Below are 16,326 nucleotides of genomic sequence, written 5' to 3' on the forward strand. Positions count from 1 at the left end.
GCCCCACGGCGCTCCCGGCCCGCGGCGCCCCGGCCGCCGGCACCCGCCCCCGGCCGCCGGCAACCGCCCCGGCCGCCGGCACCCGCCCACACGAACGACGGCGCCGCACCCCCGGGGGGATGCGGCGCCGGAGCAGAGCGGATGCCTCAGCTGATGAGCAGCAGCTGGTGGCCCGCCGACACGGTGGTGCCGGGGTTCGCGTCGATACCGGCGATGGTCCCGTCCTTGTGGGCCTGGATGGGCTGCTCCATCTTCATGGCCTCGAGCACGACGACGAGGTCGCCCTTGACAACCTGCTGCCCCTCTTCGACGGCGACCTTGACCACGGTCGCCTGCATCGGCGACTTCACCGCGTCGCCGGTGGCGCCGGCGGTCGGCGAGGCGGCATGCGAACGGCGCGACGGGGGAGCGGCGATCGGACGGCCGGGCTTCGCCGCGGGAGAGGCGATGCGGTCGGGAAGGCTCACCTCGAGACGCTTGCCGCCCACCTCCACGACGACGGTGTGTCGGCCGGGTGCTTCGCCGGGTGCCTCGAGCTCGCCATCCCACGCGGGGATGTCGTTGACGAACTCCGTCTCGATCCACCGGGTGTAGACGCCGAATCGGCCGTCCTCGGCCGTGAAGGCGGGGTCACGGACCACCTTGCGGTGGAAGGGGAGCACCGTCGGGAGCCCCGCGACCTCGAACTCGTCGAGGGCGCGACGCGCGCGTTCGAGCGCCTCGGCGCGATCCCGGCCGGTCACGATGATCTTGGCCAGCAGCGAGTCGAACGCGCCCGAGACGCTGTCGCCCGCGGTCACACCCGAGTCCAAGCGCAGCCCGGGACCGCCGAAGGTCTTGAACACGTGGATGGGGCCGGGCTGGGGGAGGAAGTTGCGTCCCGGGTCCTCGCCGTTGATGCGGAACTCGATCGAGTGGCCCGAGGGCGCGGGGTCGTCGTAGCCGAGCTCCTCGCCCTCCGCGATGCGGAACTGCTCGCGCACGAGGTCGAGCCCGGTGACCTCCTCGGAGACGGGGTGCTCCACCTGAAGGCGGGTGTTCACCTCGAGGAACGAGATCGTGCCGTCGGCGCCGATGAGGAACTCGCACGTCCCCGCGCCGACATAGCCGACCTCGCGAAGGATGGCCTTGGATGCCGAGTACAACACGGCGTTCTGCTCGTCGCTGAGGAAGGGGGCGGGCGCCTCTTCGACCAGCTTCTGGTGGCGGCGCTGCAGCGAGCAGTCGCGTGTGGAGACCACCACGACGTTGCCGGCGACATCCGCGAGGCACTGGGTCTCGACGTGACGCGGCTTGTCGAGGTACTTCTCGACGAAGCACTCGCCGCGACCGAAGGCGGCGACGGCCTCGCGCGTGGCGGACTCGAACATCTCGGCGACCTCGTCGAGCTCGCGGGCGACCTTGAGTCCTCGTCCGCCCCCGCCGTACGCGGCCTTGATGGCGATGGGGAGGCCCACCTGCTCGGCGAAGGCGATCACCTCGTCGGCTCCGGAGACGGGGCCGGGGGTGCCGGGGGCAAGAGGGGCGCCGACCTTCTCGGCGACGTGGCGGGCGGTCACCTTATCGCCGAGCGCTTCGATCGCTTCCGGCGAGGGGCCGATCCAGACGAGCCCCGCGTCGATGACGGCGCGGGCGAAGTCGGCGTTCTCGGCGAGGAAGCCGTACCCGGGGTGAACGGCATCCGCCCCGGAACGGCGAGCGACGGACAGGATCTTGTCGATGGAGAGGTAGGTGTCGGCGCTGGTCGCGCCGTCGAGCGCGTAGGCCTCATCGGCGAGGCGGGTGTGCAGGGCGTCCCGGTCCTGGTCGGCGTAGACGGCGACGGAGGCCTTGCCCGAATCGCGTGCGGCGCGGATGACACGGACGGCGATTTCGCCGCGGTTGGCGACGAGAACCTTGGCGATCTTCGGCATCCTCCCAGCCTAGCGAGGGGCGGTGCCCCCCTTTTGACCCTCCTCCACAAGAAACGCCGGAAAACGTGTGGGGGAGTCTACGAACGGTTCCAGAGAGACGGCCAAGAACCGCCGAGCTCGCGGACCAGACGACGCACCGTCGACAGCGACATTCCGACCACGGTCGAGGGGTCCCCCTCCACCCGCTCGATGAAGGCGCCGCCGAGGCTGTCGACCGTGAAGGCTCCGGCGACGTGCAGCGGTTCGCCGCTGCCGACGTAGGCCGCGATCTCGTCGTCGTCCACGTCGGCGGCGAAGCTCACCGCGGCCTCGGCCACGTCGAACGCCTCCCGGGGCTCCTGGCCCGGGCTCAGACGGAAGACGCTGTGCCCGGAGTGCAGCACGCCGGTCTGTCCGCGCATACTGTGCCACCGCACGGTCGCCGCCTCGGGGGTGTAGGGCTTGCCGAGGATCTCGTCGCCGAGCGCGAACATGGAGTCGCCGCCGATGACGAAACCGTCGAAAGCGGGGTCCTCCTCGTGCAGGCGCCGCGCGACATCGGCCGCCTTGCGGCGTGCGAGCAGCAGAACGTGCTCCGTGGCGGGGAGGGTCCGCCCCTCGGCGGCTTCGGTCTCGGCGATCACCGCCTCTTCGTCGACCTGCGGCGCGCGCGCCTCCGGCTCGATACCGGCCTGCCGCAGAAGCATCAGGCGAGCGGGGGAGGTGGATGCCAGACACACGCGCATGCGTCCACGCTACAGACGACGCCGGCCCCCGCGGGCGCACGTGTGACAGGCTCGGAGGATGCACAACGGCGACCTCATCGATCTCGACATCACCGGAGTCGCCCACGGCGGCATCTTCGTGGGGCGGCACGAGGGTCGTGTGGTCTTCGTGCCCGACACCCTTCCCGGGGAACGCGTGCGCGTCCGCCTCACCGACACGCGCAAGAAGGCGTTCTGGCGGGCCGAGGCCGTCGAGGTGTTGGATGCCGCACCCGAGCGCCGCCCGCACGTGTGGGCCGCGGCGTCGATCGATCGAGCGCCCGAGGAGCGCGCGGGGGGTGCGGAGTTCGGGCACATCGCTCTCGACCATCAGCGGGCGGTGAAAGAGCGCGTCATCCGCGAGTCCCTCGAGCGTGTCGGTCGCCTGGAGCTTCCGGTCGAGGTGCGCTCCGCGGGTGCGGACGAGACCGCCGGCGGCACCGGTTGGCGTACGCGGGTGAGCCTGCACGTCGACGAAGCCGGCCGCGTCGGGCCTTTCGCCCCGCGCTCGCACCGTGTCATCGAGACGCCCGACCTGCCGCTGGCCACCGATGCCATCGCCCGTGTCGCCGCAGAGCTCCGGAGCGCGGCTCCCGGCCGCGTCGACCTCGTCCAACCCGCCGACGGGCGCGTCCGCGTCCTTCCGCGCCCGGATGGTGCCCGAACGAGCGGGACGGTCGAGGTCGTCGAAGAGCGCGTCGGCGACCGTGTTTTCCGCGTCGACGCGACCGGTTTCTGGCAGGTGCACCGGTTGGCTCCGGTCGCGTTGACGGAGGCTGTCGCCGCGCGCGTGGAGGCCACGGCGGGTGAATTGGACCCCGAGGCCCTGCACCTCGATCTCTACGGCGGGGTGGGGTTGTTCGCCGCGACGCTGGCCGATCTCGGCGGCGCGTCCACCCGCGTCGTCAGCGTCGAGAGCGACGCCCGAGCGACCGAGCACGCGGGCGAGAACCTGGCCGAGTGGGTGGGGGCGCGCGCTGAGACCGCACGCGTGGACCGCTACATCGGACGCCTCGCGGCAGACGCTTCGGCGCGCGAACGAGAGCGCTTGACGCGCGGCATCGTCGTGCTCGACCCGCCCCGGGCGGGCGCGGGGAGAGACGTCGTCGAGGGCATCGCGGCGATCGGACCGCGCGCGGTGGTCTACGTCGCGTGCGACCCCGTCGCGCTCGCGCGCGACCTCGCCACGTTCGCCGACCACGGGTACCGCGTCGACGGCGGCGTCCACGGTCTCGATCTCTTCCCGAACTCGCACCACGTCGAAGCGGTCGTCGCCTTGCGTCGATGACCCGCCGACCGGGGGTGTGGACACCGTATCCGGACGAGGTCGCGCCGTTACGATGAGGGAATGACGCGCGTCGCTCTCATCGATGACCACGAATCGGTCCGACTCGGTCTCGAGGCGGCGTTGGCCCAGACCGAGTCGTTTCATGTCGTCTCTTCGGGCGCGAACGTCGCCGCCTATCTCGACTGGCGCCGCAGCGCGGGCGAGGCCCCCGCCGACGTCGTGGTGCTCGATCTCACGCTCGGCGACGGAACGACCGTGTCCGAGAACGTTGACCGTGTCGTACGCGACGGATCGAGCGTCATCATCCACAGCGTCGCCGACCGCCCCGCCGCCGTGCGCGAGGCGCTCGCCGCGGGCGCGGCGGGCATCGTGAGCAAGTCCTCTCCCACCCATGAGGTGCTCGCCGCGATCGACACCGTCGCGCGGGGGGAGCTGCTGGACAACGTCGAGTGGGCCAGTGCGGTGGAGGGCGATCGTGCGTTCGCCGACGCGCAGCTGTCCGCGCGGGAGCGTGAAGTACTCCGGCTCTATGCCGCCGGGTTGCCGTTGAAGGCCGTGGCGGAGCGCCTGGGCGTGGCTTACTCGACCGCCAAAGAGAACATCACCCGCGTGCGCGTGAAGTACGTCGAAGTCGGGCGTCCTGCCCCGACGAAGGTCGATCTCCTGCGGCGCGCGATGGAGGACGGCATCCTCCACGAGACGCCCGAGACCCCCCGCGATGCCTGACGTCGCTCGCTCCGTTCTCGACGAGGCGTGGGGGCGTATCCCTCACACCCGCGAGACCAGCGACGACCCCGGGTCGTTCACGCAGAAGCGGATCGAGCGCGTCATCACGCTGCTGGTCGGTCCCGCCTGTCTGGTCCTGGGGGTTCAGGCCTTCATCGCCGCCTTCGGGCCGAGCGACGAGGCGCCGGGCTGGCACCTGTCGCTGGTGGTGGGCGTGTTCGTCCCGTTGGTGGCGATGGTGGTGGCGTGCGCCGTCAACCGCTTCGCGCGGGTCTTCTCTGGTCTGTTCGCCGTGCTGTTCATGGTCGCGCTTGCTCTGTGGCCCGTGGCGACGAGCGGAGGGCAGGCGCCCTCGCCCACCGAGAACCCGTGGATCTTCTACCTGATCAACGTCGCAACCGTGGCGACGGTCGTCGCCTTCCCCCTTCCGTTGCAGGTGGCGTGGACGGTCGCCGCCCCCCTGCTGTTCGGCGTCGTCCGGCTCCTCCAGGCGGGCGGACGGCCGGAGTTCCTGCTGCCCGTGGCGCTCGACGTGTCGTTCGCCCTCCTGCTCGGCAGTGTGCTGGTGACCCTGACCTGGATGTACCGGTCCATCGCGGCGAACGTCGACGAGACGCGGGCCCGCGCGGTCGCCAGTTACGCCGCAGCCGCGGCCACCGCCGCGACCGAGCACGAGCGTGTCGCGGTGGCGGCCCTCATGCACGACAGTGTGCTCGGTGCTCTGTTGGCCGCCGAGCGCGCGGCGACGCCCCGCGAGCGGACTCTCGCGGTGAGCATGGCGCGCGAAGCACTCACCCGGCTCGCCAATGCCGAGAAGGACGCGCTCGAGGGAAGCGACGAACCCATGGATGCCATGGCCCTCGCCGATGACATCGAGGCGTCGGCGCGCGACCTCGGCGCGGAGCTGACCGTCACGCGGAGGGTGCAGGAGGGGACGCCCCGAGTGCCGGGTCGGGTCGCCCGAGCCCTCGTGCTGGCCGCGATGCAGGCTGTCGCGAACGCCGTGCAGCACGCCGAGGCGCGAGCGCTCTCGGTCGAAGTCACCGGGTCGGCCGAGCCGGGCGGCGTGCTCATCCGCGTGCGTGATGCTGGTCGCGGATTCGACGTCAACGCGATTCCGGCGGACCGGCTCGGGATCCGCGGCTCGATCATCGCGCGCGTCACCGCCGTCGGCGGTCGGTCGATGGTGGACTCCTCGCCGGCCGGCACCACGGTGACCCTCGAGTGGGAGAGCGGGGACCGCTGGTGACCGTCCGCTCCATCCTCTCCGGCATCGCGCTGGCCTTCACGGCATATCTCTCGGCTCGGAGCCTCCTATGGACGCTCCCCGAGACCGTCGAGCGGGGATGGCTCCTCATCGCCGCCCTCGTGATCTACCTGCCCATCGCCTGGCTGTGGATCCTGCTTCCCACTCGGCGTCGCGTTGCGGGCCCGGACGGATCCGTCGTCGACAGGGGGATCGCTCCGCCCCGGTGGGCGGTGGCGCTCGCGCTGTTGGCGGCGGTCGTCGTGCCCAACGCCGCCTTCGCCGCGGTGGACGCGGTCGGCCGCGATCAGCCGTTCGTCACCTGGGTGATCGGCGGTGTCGGCGCGCTCATGACCATCGTGATGGTTCGCCGTCGCCCCATCGTGGCGTGGATCGGCACGGGTGTGCTCGTGCTGTCGGCGTCGGTCTGGCTCGGTCCTCTGACGGCCCTCTCCCTGGGACTCGTCGGCTCCCTTGTGTGGGTCGCCGCTGCTCAGCTGATCACCTTCGCGCTGGATCGAGTGGCTCGCGACGCCGAGCAGCTGTCGGAGCTCCAGCAGGCGGCGTCGGCGTGGCAGGCGTCGCAGAGCGGCCGACAGCGCGAGCGGCGCCTGCACGTGCAGCGCGCCCTGCACGTGGCCGGGCCCGTGCTCGGTCGCACGATCGAGACGGGCGGCAACCTTCGGCCGAGTGAGAAGCAGGCGGCCCGTCTGGCCGAGCAGAGCCTGCGAGACGAACTGCGCAGTCCCCGTCTCCTCGACGACGGAGTCCGGGCCGAGATTGACGCGGCACGACGGCGCGGCACGATCGTGATGCTCTTCGACGAGGGCGGCCTCGAGGGAGTCCCCGCGACGGCCCTCCATGCCATCCGCGCCGAGCTGGCCGGCATCCTGCGAGAGGCGACCTCCGAGCGCCTCATCATCCGTACGTCGCCCCACGACGAGGTGGCCGTGACCGTTGTCGGTCGGACGGGCACGGCCGGAGCGGGTGCCGACGAGGACGACGTCGATCTGTGGCGCGAGATCCGTCGGTCGAGCTGACCGGCGCCGGAGGGCCGAGCCGACGCCCTCCGCGGGTGGTGCGCTCAGCGATACGCCCGGGCGGTGACACACCCAGGCCCCCGGGGCGCGACGCCGCCGGGGGCCTTCTCGGGTATCTGCATCCGGGGAAGAGTGCGAAAAATGAGGGGTGAGGGGCGGCGATGCCTGCCCCTCACCCATGCGAACGGCTACCCGAAAACCGTTCGCGTGGCCGGAACCGGCTCAAAGGAGCGGACCGACCGAACGCGTGATGCGTTCCAGCTCCTCCAGTATTGGCGAGGGAGCGCTCGTCGTCTGTAGGTATTTCGGGGGACAGTTCAGCCCGTGAATCCGTACCAGCCGGCGTCGCGGTTCAGCGGGGCCCGCAGACTGCGCGCCGACAGCTCCCACCGCGACCGGGGTGTGGTCTCCGGGGCTGTGGCATCCGCCGTCTCACGCGCGTACGCCTCACCGACGACCACGATGGCCGCGGCGAGTTCCTCGGGGGTCGGGGTGCCGCGGACCACGCGCGCGACGGTCTCCGGCGAGTCCTCAGGGGAGGGGGCGTCGCTCACAGCGGGATGTTCCCGTGCTTCTTGGCGGGGAGGCTCGCCCGCTTGTTGCGGAGGGCGCGGAGCGCCTTGGCGATCGAGACGCGGGTCTGTGCGGGCTCGATGATGCCGTCGAGTTCGCCCCGCTCGGCCGCGAGGAAAGGTGACGCGACGTTGTAGGTGTACTCGTTCGCCAGCCGGGTGCGCACGGCCGCGACGTCCTCGCCCGCTTCCTCGGCGCGCTTGATCTCGCCGCGGTAGAGGATGTTGACCGCGCCCTGGCCTCCCATGACGGCGATCTCGGCGGTCGGCCAGGCGAGGTTGATGTCGGCGCCGAGCTGCTTGGAGCCCATGACGATGTACGCACCGCCGTAGGCCTTGCGCAGGATGACCGTGACCAGCGGCACGGTCGCCTCGGCGTAGGCGTACAGCAGTTTCGCGCCGCGACGGATGACGCCCGTCCACTCCTGGTCGGTGCCGGGGAGGTATCCGGGCACGTCGACGAGGGTCACGATGGGCACCGAGAAGGCGTCGCAGAATCGCACGAAGCGGCTGGCCTTCTCGCCGGCGTCGATGTTCAGCGTCCCGGCCATCTGCGAGGGCTGATTGGCGATGATGCCGACGGTGCGTCCTTCGATCCGACCGAAACCGATCACGATGTTCGGCGCGAACAGCGGCTGCACCTCGAGGAACTCGGCGCCGTCCACGATGCCGTCGATGACGGTGTGGATGTCGTAGGGCTGATTCGGCGAGTCCGGGATCACGCTATTCAGCGCGCGATCGGCATCCGTCGTCTCGAACTCGAACGGCGTCTCGTACAGCGGCAGCTCGGCGAGGTTGTTGTCGGGGAGGAAACCGATGAGGGTGCGGGCGTAGTCGAGCGCGTCGTCCTCGTCCTCGGCGAGGTAGTGCGCGACACCCGAACGGGTGTTGTGCGTGTGCGCGCCGCCGAGCTCTTCCATTCCGACGTCTTCACCCGTGACGGTCTTGATGACGTCGGGCCCGGTCACGAACATCTGGCTGGTCTTGTCGACCATGATGACGAAGTCGGTGAGGGCGGGAGAGTAGACGGCGCCGCCGGCGGCGGGCCCCATGATGATCGAGATCTGCGGGATGACACCCGAAGCGGCGGTGTTGAGGCGGAAGATCTCGCCGTACTTGCCGAGCGCGACCACGCCCTCCTGGATGCGGGCGCCGCCGGAGTCGAGCATGCCGATGATCGGGATGCCGCTGCGCAGCGCGAGTTCCATGACCTTGATGATCTTGTCGCCGGCGACCTCGCCGAGCGAACCACCGAAGGTGGAGAAGTCCTGGGCGTAGACAGCGACGGTACGCCCGTGGATCGTGCCGGTGCCCGTGACGACGGAGTCGCCGTAGGGCCGTGCCTTGTCCATGCCGAACGCGGAGGTGCGGTGGCGGACGTATTCGTCGAGCTCGACGAACGAGCCCGGGTCGACCAGCATCTCGATGCGCTCGCGGGCGGTGAGCTTGCCCTTCGCGTGCTGCTTCGTCTGCGCGGCGGCTTCGGCGTCGACGACCGCCTCCTGGAACCTCGTGCGCAGGTCGGCGATCTTGCCGGCGGTCGTGGAGAGATCAGGCTGGTCGGTCACGCTTTCCACCCTAGCGACCGGTTCCCCGCCGATGTTGGAGGGTGCCCACAAGTGCGACGGCGTGACGCTGTGGCATCCATCCACCCCGGCGGCGGAACGCGTGTCGCGCAAAAGGCAAGCGGATGCCGAAGAACCCGCCGTTGCTTAGGGTGTGGGCATGCCGATCCCCTCTGCCGGATACCCGCTCACCGCCGCGATCAGCCCGCGGGTTCAGCTCGTCGAGACCACCGAATCCACCAACGCCGACGTCGTCGCGGCGGTCGTCGCCGACCCGGCGGGGTGGCCTCACCTGTCCCTGCTCGTCACCGACGATCAACGCGCGGGTCGGGGGCGTCTCGACCGCACCTGGGTCGCTCCCGCGGGTACCGCGCTCGCCGTGTCGGTCGTCGTCGACGCCGGCCGCATACCCGTCTCGATGCGCGGGTGGATTCCTCTCGCGGCGGGCGCCGCCATGACCGGCGCGGTGAATGCCCGCCTGCGCGGCCACGGATCGACGGCCGAGCTGAAGTGGCCGAACGACGTGCTCGTCGACGGGGGGAAGATCTGCGGCATCCTGGCCGAGGCCGTGCCCGGCTCGCTCGATACGGTCGTCGTCGGGGCGGGGGTCAACACGCGCATGACCCGCGCCGACCTGCCCGTGGCTTCGGCGACATCGTTCGCGGCGATCGGGGTCGACGTCGACGACGATCGTCTCCTGGCGGACTACCTGGAGGCGTTCGCGGGTCTCCTCACCGCCCTGTCGGACGGCGAGGCGGAGCGGGTGCATCGCGACATCGAGAAGCAGTGTGCCACCGTCGGGCGTGAGGTGTCGGTGGCGATGCCCGACGGCACGACCCTTCAGGGCCGCGCCGAACGACTCGATGCCGAGGGGCGGCTGGTCGTCGTATCCGGGACGATCCAGACCGTCGTCTCCGCCGGTGACGTCGTGCACGTACGCTGACCCGCCCGCCGCCCGCGTGTGCGGGAGGCGGTGGGGCCTTGCGCCCCGCAGAATGAGATCGTGACTCAGCCCACCAGCTACGGAGGCCGCCCGCGCACGCCGGCACCGGGTTCCGCGGCGCCCGAACGGCGCATCGCACGGCTCCGCGGCCACGCGCGGCGGTTGTTCTGGTCGGCGCTGGTGCTCATCGCGGTGGCAGGCGCCACGACGTTCTTCTACGACAACCTTCCCGCGCCCTTCGAGAACTGGATGCTGCTGACCGCTGCGGGCGCCGCCGTCGTGCTGCTCGTCCTGGTGCCCTACCTGTCATGGCTCTCGCGGACCTGGACCATCACGACGCGGCGCGTCATCGAGCGATCGGGCTTCTTCGGGTCGAGCAGCCGCGACATCTCGCACGTGCGCGGGTATGCGATCCAGATGCGTCGTGGCATCCTGCAGCGGTTGTGGGGTGCGGGCACCCTGACGCTGTCGAACGGGGTGGAGCCGCCGATGCGGCTGAAGAACGTGCCGCACGCCGTGCTGGTGCACGAGACGCTCGTGGATCAAGTCGAAGTGAACCAGATCCTGGCCCATCGCGATTCGCAAGCGCAGGCATCCGGCCCCGTCGACTGACCTTTTTCTCCTCCCGCGGGTCGGGCCGGCCGAAGTCGCGGGTCGAGGAACCGTCCTCCACAATGGACGGGACGGAAGGAGCGGCATGGCGCTGCGAGTCGGAGTGGTCGGTGGCGGACAGCTGGCGCGGATGATGATCGCGCCCGCCGAGGAACTCGGGATCGAGATCCGCGTCCTCGCCGAGACCGAGGGCATGTCGGCGGCGCTCGCGGCCACGGCCGTGGGAGATTACCGCGACGCCGACACCGTGCTCCGATTCGCCCGGGATGTCGACGTCCTCACCTTCGACCACGAGCACGTGCCCCAGGACGTGCTGTCCGCCCTCGTCGACGCCGGTGTCGCGGTGCACCCGGGCCCTGCGCCGCTCGCCGTCGCGCAGGACAAGCTCGTCATGCGTGCGCGGATGGCCGAGCTCGGGATGCCGCAGCCCGATTGGGCGGCGGTGTCGGACCAGGCGGCCCTGCAGGAGTTTCTCGACGCGCACGGCGGCCGTGCCGTCGTGAAGACCCCGCGCGGCGGCTACGACGGCAAAGGCGTGCGGGTGGTGTCGGCCGCGACCGAGGCCGACGATTGGTTCACGGCGCTCGCCGAGGACGCCGGCGGCGGCGCGCTGCTGGTCGAGGAGCTCGTCGACTTCACGCGCGAGCTCGCCCAGCAGGTCGCTCGCCGCCCCTCCGGCGAGGTGCGTGCGTACCCGCTGGTGGCCACGACCCAGCGTGACGGTGTCTGCGCCGAAGTGATCGCGCCGGCCCCCCGCGCGGGGGAGCGGCTCGAGCGCGCGGCCGCTCAGATCGGAGTGGCAGTCGCCGAGGGACTCGGCGTCACCGGCATGCTCGCGGTGGAGCTGTTCGAGACCTCGGATGAGCGCATCCTCATCAACGAGCTGGCCATGCGCCCCCACAACAGCGGGCACTGGACCCAGGACGGCGCGGTCACCAGTCAGTTCGAGCAGCACCTTCGCGCGGTGCTCGACCTGCCCCTCGGTTCGACGGATGCCATCGCCCCGTGGAGCGTCATGATCAACATCCTCGGGGGACCGGCCGAAGGCGGTCTGACCGAGCGTTTCGCCCCCGCGATGGCGGCGCACCCGACGGCGAAGATCCACACGTACGGCAAGGATCCGCGTCCGGGCCGCAAGGTGGGGCACGTCAACGTCTCGGGGGACGACCTCGATGACGTCGTGTACGAGGGCCGCGCGGCGGCGGCCTTCTTCGCCTGAGCGTGCCGCTCCGGGATCTTCCAGCGGACCGCTCTAGCCTGGACCGGTGACCCGGCCGCTGCATTCCTCCGAGACGCCCGTGGTCGGCGTCGTCATGGGCTCCGACTCCGACTGGCGCGTGATGAGCGACGCGTCGCAGGCGTTGACCGAGTTCGGCATCCCGCACGAGGTCGAGGTCGTGTCGGCCCACCGCACGCCCGACAAGCTCATCCGCTACGGGCGCGACGCCCGTGCCCGCGGACTGCGCGCGATCATCGCCGGCGCGGGAGGCGCGGCCCACCTTCCCGGAATGCTGGCCTCCGTCACCGCCCTGCCGGTCATCGGGGTCCCCGTGCAGCTGTCGACCCTCGACGGACTGGACTCGCTGCTGAGCATCGTCCAGATGCCGGCCGGCATCCCCGTGGCGACCGTGTCGATCAACGGCGCCAAGAACGCCGGACTGTTGGCCGCTCGCCTCCTGGGGGCGACCGACACCGCCCTCGGCGATCGCGTGGAAGCGTACGCCGCTGATCTTCAGGCGCAGGTGGAGGAGAAGAACCGCCGGTTGAAGGACTCCCTGTGAGCGTGACGGCACCCCCGCGTCCGCGCACGCGCCAGCCTCTCGTCGAGTCGCGGCCCCTGCGCAACCCGGATGTCTCCTCCCGCGAGGTCATGACCCGTCGCGGCTGGTGGCTCGTGCTGTTGAACTTCCTCGTTCCGGGGTCCGCTCAGGTGCTCGCCGGCAATCGCCGACTGGGGCGATTCGGCCTCGGCGCCACCCTGTTCCTGTGGACGGCGCTCCTTCTGGCCGGGCTGGGGGCGCTCCTCTGGCCGAGCGGACTGTTCGCCCTGGCCACGGGGTCGTTCATCCCCGACTTCCTGTCGTGGTTCCGGTGGCTGCCGCTGACGATCGTGCAGATCGTGATCGTGGGATACGCCGTGCTCTGGATCGTCCTCACGATCGACACGCTGCGGCTGGTGCGGCTCGTGCGCACGGGTCCTCTCGCCCGCTTCGCGATCGCGTTCGTCTCGATCGCGCTGCTGGTGGTCTCGGGTTCGGGGGCCGCTTGGGCCGCGCAGGCGGCGGGCACGACCAGAGACGCCTTTGCATCGATCTTCGCGGAGTCCGCGCCGGTGGTTCCCCCGTCGGACGGCTACTACAACATCCTGCTCCTGGGCGCCGACTCCGGCGAAGGACGAGACTCGATGCGCTTCGACTCGATCTCGGTGGTCTCGGTCAACGCCACCTCGGGTGCCGTGACGATCACCGGCATCCCGCGCGACATGCCGCACTTCCCGTTCGCTCCAGGCCCCCTGCAGGACCAGTACCCCGACGGGCACACCGGATACGCCAACGCCACGTGCGGGTGGGGCAGCGGCATCAACCAGCTCCGGACCGAGGTGGAGGTCTGCCAGGACGGCAACGCCCTCTACCCCGACGCGGAGTCGAATGGCTCCGAGCCGGGTATCGAGGCGACGAAGGATGCCGCGGAGGGCATCCTCGGCATCCAGATCCCGTACTACGTGCTCATCGACATGAAGGGTTTCGCCGACGTGGTGGACGCGCTCGGAGGTGTCGACATCACCGTCGATGAGCGCCTGCCGAAGGGCGGCCCCGCCTACGACGGTCAACCGGTCGACGACTGGGCGTTCGGCTGGATCGAGGCCGGCCCTCAGCACATGGACGGCGACACCGCGCAGTGGTACGCCCGTTCGCGGTACACCACGAGCGATTTCGACCGCATGCGCCGTCAGCGGCAGCTGCAGGAGGCGATTCTCGCTCAGGCCACCCCGCAGACCGTGCTCACGCGCTTCCAGGAGGTCGCCGCCGCCGGCACGGCCATCGTGAAGACCGACCTTCCGCAGGGCCTCATCGCCCCCACGCTCGTCGATCTCGCGCTCAAGGCGAAGGATCAGCCCGTGAGCACCCTGGAGCTGACTCCGGAGGGCGGCATCGACGAGTTCGACCCCGACTACGCCCAGGTCCAGCAGATGGTGCGTGACACACTGCACCCGCCCACCGAGACGGAGGAACCTGCTCCGTGACCGTCACACTTCGTGTCGTCCTCGATCAGCTCGTCACGCCTACCTCCCGGGACCTCGCCGAGGCCTCGTCCTCGCTCGCGCAAGCGCTCGTGGACACCGCACCGCGCGGCTGCGACGTCGCCGCGATCGTGCCCTCGCCGGGGCTTGCCGACGACTCCGGGATCAGCGGACTGTCGGGCGAGACGCGGTTGTCGATGCGCCGCCGCGAGCTCGCGGCATCCTGGCAGCTCGGTGTCGCCCCCGGGATCGGGCGCGGCCTCATCCACTCTCCGACGTCCCTCGCGCCCCTCGTGCGCCACGATCGCGTCAACGAGACGCATCAGATCGTCGTGACGCTGTGGGACCTGCGCGCGTGGGAGACGCCCGACGAGCTTCCCAAGGCCGAGGTGCTCGCCCAGCGGGCTCTGCTGTCGCGCGTCGGCAAACACGCGGATGCCGTCGTGGTCCCCACGCACGCGATGGCGGAGCGGTTGGCCGAGGTGGCCAAGGCGAAGCTGGTCTCCAAGGTCCGGGTGATCGGCGGGGCGCCCGTGATCGGGTTCCGCGTGCCGTCGGATGCCGTCGGGCGGCTGCGCGCCCTCGATCTGCCGACGTCGTTCCTGATCGTTGCCGGGGGTTCCGTCGCCTCGGACGGGCTCGCCGCGGCGTTCGCCGGAGTGTCCGCGGCGGGGTGGACCGGCGACGTCGTGGTGATCGACGTTCCCGAAGGGGAGGAGCCCGCCGTCGCGGACATCGCGTCGGCGGCAGGCATCTCCGAAGCCCGCGTGCACGCGCGCGGGTCGCTCGATCAGTGGGATCGGGCCGCCGTGCTCTCGCACGGCGCCGTCTTCATCGCCCCCAGCACTCGAACGGACTGGCCGTGGCGCGCCGTCGACGCGCTCGCCGTCGGTGTGCCGATCGTCGCCGCCGACACGGCTGTGCACCGGGAAGTTCTCGCCGACGCCGCCGTTTATGCCGAGGCCGACGAACTCGGGGGAGCGGTGGCCCGCGCCCTCGGGGAAGACGCCGAGCGGTTGCGCGTGCTCGCCGGCGACCGGGCCAAGGGCTTCGCGTGGCAGTCGTGCGCCGACCGGGTGTGGGCGCTGCACGCGGAGCTGTGAGCGCGCCCCTATGCTGATCGTGCGGCGACTTCGCCGCATGATCCTGGGGGGCAGAATTGGGTGCTATTGGTGTCCGCGCGCGGCGCGGGCTTGACCGTCGAATCGTGGCTCTCGCAGCGGCGTCGGCAACACTCGTGACTCTTTTGGTCGCGACTCCGGCCACCGCTGCGGATGCGAACGTCACCGCTGACGTGAGCACGTCGTGCGAGGGCGGTACGGGAACGGTGAGCGTCTCGGTGCAGAACGACGTTGACGCCGTTCGACGGATCGATATCGCGATCGACCGCGGAAACGACGGCGAAGCCGATTTCGGGGATGGGCCCGAGTTCAGACCGGGGGAGAACATCAACTTCGACTACTCCGGTCAGCCCGATGGGCGGTACGGGGTATCGGTAAGGGCCGGTGACGTGGTCGTTCTGCAGAGGGCCGTCGACATCCGCTGTGCGACGCCGACGGCGAAGTACTTCGTCACGGCCTACGACGGTACGGTGTGGCGTGTCACGGACACTGAAATCCGAGCTCTCGGGTACGAGGAGTGGAAGTCGGCGGGCTTCCCTTCGCCCGCGCCGGCCCCCACCGACTACGTGAAGTACCCGTGGTCGACCACCGTCAGCGCCGTGACCTTCTTCGGGCAGTCGCGTGAACGGTGGGTCTGGCGACACGTGAGCTTCGCCGAATGGACGCGCGCGGGCCAGCCCTACCCGAGGAACGCGGGATGGATCGAGGGCTCGACGTATTACCAGTGGGCCACCTCGTCCCAGATCTTCGTCCAGGACGTTGGCGGTGTCCGCCACGCTCTCACTTACGCGGAGTGGCGGGACTCCGGGTTCGAACCCTTCCAGCGGCGATCGAATGAGGGATTCGTGAAGCTGTCGTGGGATGACTCGATCGCTTTCCTCACCGATGTGCAGCGCGGACAGGGTGGTCCGATCGGGTTCGACCGCTGGCGGAGCGAGGGATACCCGCAGCCGTCGGTCGCCGCGCGCTTCCCGGGCGACCAGGTGTGGCGGACCTATGGATCTCCCGACATCTGGTACGAAGGACCGACGACGTTCCGTCGCATCAACGGAGCCGAGTGGGCGGCAATGGGGCGGCCGGCGCCCACCGTACGCAACATCCCGCCCCGACCCGCCGACAAGAACTGCTCGTCGTACGGTTCGCAGGCGCAGGCCCAGGCCGACTTCGCCTACTACTACGAGGCGTACGGTGACGTGTTCGGCCTCGACGCCGATCGGGACGGGGTCGCCTGCGAGAATCACCGCTACTGACGTGACACGAGGTGGACGAGGCATCCGTGAGGACGCCGCGTCCACCTCGTTTCGCATTCGGTCGGC

At 70.5% G+C, this 16,326-nt stretch carries 15 protein-coding genes; 11 read left to right on the forward strand and 4 right to left on the reverse strand.

Translation table 11 applies throughout. The features are described 5' to 3' along the window. Positions 1-146 precede the first annotated feature (146 nt). Positions 147-1,913 carry an acetyl/propionyl/methylcrotonyl-CoA carboxylase subunit alpha gene (locus tag P5G46_RS12410; RefSeq protein ID WP_408905812.1) on the reverse strand — a complete coding sequence of 589 codons (1,767 nt, stop codon included), beginning with the start codon at positions 1,911-1,913 and terminating at the stop codon, positions 147-149. 77 nt (positions 1,914-1,990) lie between these two features. Next, entirely contained in the window at positions 1,991-2,638 is a 648-nt protein-coding gene (locus P5G46_RS12415) for a Maf family protein (protein ID WP_408905813.1), read from the reverse strand. A gap of 58 nt (positions 2,639-2,696) precedes the next feature. Here P5G46_RS12415 and P5G46_RS12420 point away from each other — a divergent pair, with 58 nt between their 5' ends. Genes P5G46_RS12420 through P5G46_RS12435 form a run of 4 tightly spaced genes read left to right on the forward strand, consistent with a single transcriptional unit; the run spans position 2,697 to position 6,956 of the window. Beyond that, complete coding sequence (locus tag P5G46_RS12420; RefSeq protein ID WP_239277482.1) at positions 2,697-3,944, forward strand: class I SAM-dependent RNA methyltransferase; 1,248 nt, start codon at positions 2,697-2,699, stop codon at positions 3,942-3,944. Positions 3,945-4,004: 60 nt separating this feature from the next. After that, positions 4,005-4,670, forward strand: coding sequence for a response regulator transcription factor (locus tag P5G46_RS12425; protein WP_239277480.1), 666 nt, complete (start codon positions 4,005-4,007; stop codon positions 4,668-4,670). Then, entirely contained in the window at positions 4,663-5,919 is a 1,257-nt protein-coding gene (locus P5G46_RS12430) for a sensor histidine kinase (RefSeq protein WP_408905814.1), read from the forward strand. The genes P5G46_RS12425 and P5G46_RS12430 overlap by 8 nt, the downstream gene beginning before the upstream one ends. Beyond that, positions 5,916-6,956, forward strand: a complete 1,041-nt coding sequence (locus tag P5G46_RS12435) for a hypothetical protein (protein ID WP_239277474.1) — start codon at positions 5,916-5,918, stop codon at positions 6,954-6,956. The genes P5G46_RS12430 and P5G46_RS12435 overlap by 4 nt, the downstream gene beginning before the upstream one ends. Positions 6,957-7,273: 317 nt before the next feature. On the opposite strand, the gene P5G46_RS12440 is transcribed toward P5G46_RS12435, so the two are convergent. Both P5G46_RS12440 and P5G46_RS12445 read right to left on the reverse strand, forming a co-directional pair. After that, a complete protein-coding gene (locus tag P5G46_RS12440) occupies positions 7,274-7,510 on the reverse strand; it encodes an acyl-CoA carboxylase subunit epsilon (RefSeq protein ID WP_239277472.1) in 237 nt (78 codons plus the stop codon). After that, entirely contained in the window at positions 7,507-9,096 is a 1,590-nt protein-coding gene (locus P5G46_RS12445; protein WP_374204616.1) for an acyl-CoA carboxylase subunit beta, read from the reverse strand. Before P5G46_RS12445 ends, P5G46_RS12440 begins: the two co-directional genes overlap by 4 nt. 157 nt (positions 9,097-9,253) lie before the next feature. Here P5G46_RS12445 and P5G46_RS12450 point away from each other — a divergent pair, with 157 nt between their 5' ends. The 7 genes from P5G46_RS12450 (at position 9,254) to P5G46_RS12480 (ending at position 16,260) form a co-directional block, all read left to right on the forward strand. Beyond that, complete coding sequence (locus tag P5G46_RS12450) at positions 9,254-10,036, forward strand: biotin--[acetyl-CoA-carboxylase] ligase (RefSeq protein ID WP_239277467.1); 783 nt, start codon at positions 9,254-9,256, stop codon at positions 10,034-10,036. Between the two features lie 60 nt (positions 10,037-10,096). Then, entirely contained in the window at positions 10,097-10,648 is a 552-nt protein-coding gene (locus P5G46_RS12455) for a PH domain-containing protein (RefSeq protein ID WP_408905815.1), read from the forward strand. Between the two features lie 85 nt (positions 10,649-10,733). After that, on the forward strand, positions 10,734-11,867 hold the full coding sequence (locus P5G46_RS12460; protein ID WP_239277461.1) for a 5-(carboxyamino)imidazole ribonucleotide synthase: 1,134 nt from the start codon (positions 10,734-10,736) through the stop codon (positions 11,865-11,867). 94 nt (positions 11,868-11,961) lie between these two features. Then, a complete protein-coding gene (purE, locus tag P5G46_RS12465; protein ID WP_239277494.1) occupies positions 11,962-12,429 on the forward strand; it encodes a 5-(carboxyamino)imidazole ribonucleotide mutase in 468 nt (155 codons plus the stop codon). Beyond that, positions 12,426-13,892 (forward strand): LCP family protein, encoded by a 1,467-nt coding sequence (locus P5G46_RS12470; protein WP_408905816.1) that lies wholly within the window; start codon positions 12,426-12,428, stop codon positions 13,890-13,892. The genes purE and P5G46_RS12470 overlap by 4 nt, the downstream gene beginning before the upstream one ends. Then, positions 13,889-14,992 carry a glycosyltransferase gene (locus tag P5G46_RS12475; RefSeq protein WP_408905817.1) on the forward strand — a complete coding sequence of 368 codons (1,104 nt, stop codon included), beginning with the start codon at positions 13,889-13,891 and terminating at the stop codon, positions 14,990-14,992. The genes P5G46_RS12470 and P5G46_RS12475 overlap by 4 nt, the downstream gene beginning before the upstream one ends. Positions 14,993-15,096: 104 nt before the next feature. Beyond that, entirely contained in the window at positions 15,097-16,260 is a 1,164-nt protein-coding gene (locus P5G46_RS12480; protein WP_408905818.1) for a hypothetical protein, read from the forward strand. Positions 16,261-16,326 lie beyond the last annotated feature (66 nt).

The organism is Microbacterium mcarthurae (assembly GCF_046064585.1).
GTDB classification, from domain to species: domain Bacteria; phylum Actinomycetota; class Actinomycetes; order Actinomycetales; family Microbacteriaceae; genus Microbacterium; species Microbacterium mcarthurae.

Coding starts and splice junctions, on each gene's coding strand:
- P5G46_RS12410 (WP_408905812.1), bottom strand. CDS start 1,913: ATGCCGAAGATCGCCAAGGTTCTCGTCGCCAACCGCGGCGAAATCGCC.
- P5G46_RS12415 (WP_408905813.1), bottom strand. CDS start 2,638: ATGCGCGTGTGTCTGGCATCCACCTCCCCCGCTCGCCTGATGCTTCTG.
- P5G46_RS12420 (WP_239277482.1), top strand. CDS start 2,697: ATGCACAACGGCGACCTCATCGATCTCGACATCACCGGAGTCGCCCAC.
- P5G46_RS12425 (WP_239277480.1), top strand. CDS start 4,005: ATGACGCGCGTCGCTCTCATCGATGACCACGAATCGGTCCGACTCGGT.
- P5G46_RS12430 (WP_408905814.1), top strand. CDS start 4,663: ATGCCTGACGTCGCTCGCTCCGTTCTCGACGAGGCGTGGGGGCGTATC.
- P5G46_RS12450 (WP_239277467.1), top strand. CDS start 9,254: ATGCCGATCCCCTCTGCCGGATACCCGCTCACCGCCGCGATCAGCCCG.
- P5G46_RS12460 (WP_239277461.1), top strand. CDS start 10,734: ATGGCGCTGCGAGTCGGAGTGGTCGGTGGCGGACAGCTGGCGCGGATG.
- purE (WP_239277494.1), top strand. CDS start 11,962: ATGGGCTCCGACTCCGACTGGCGCGTGATGAGCGACGCGTCGCAGGCG.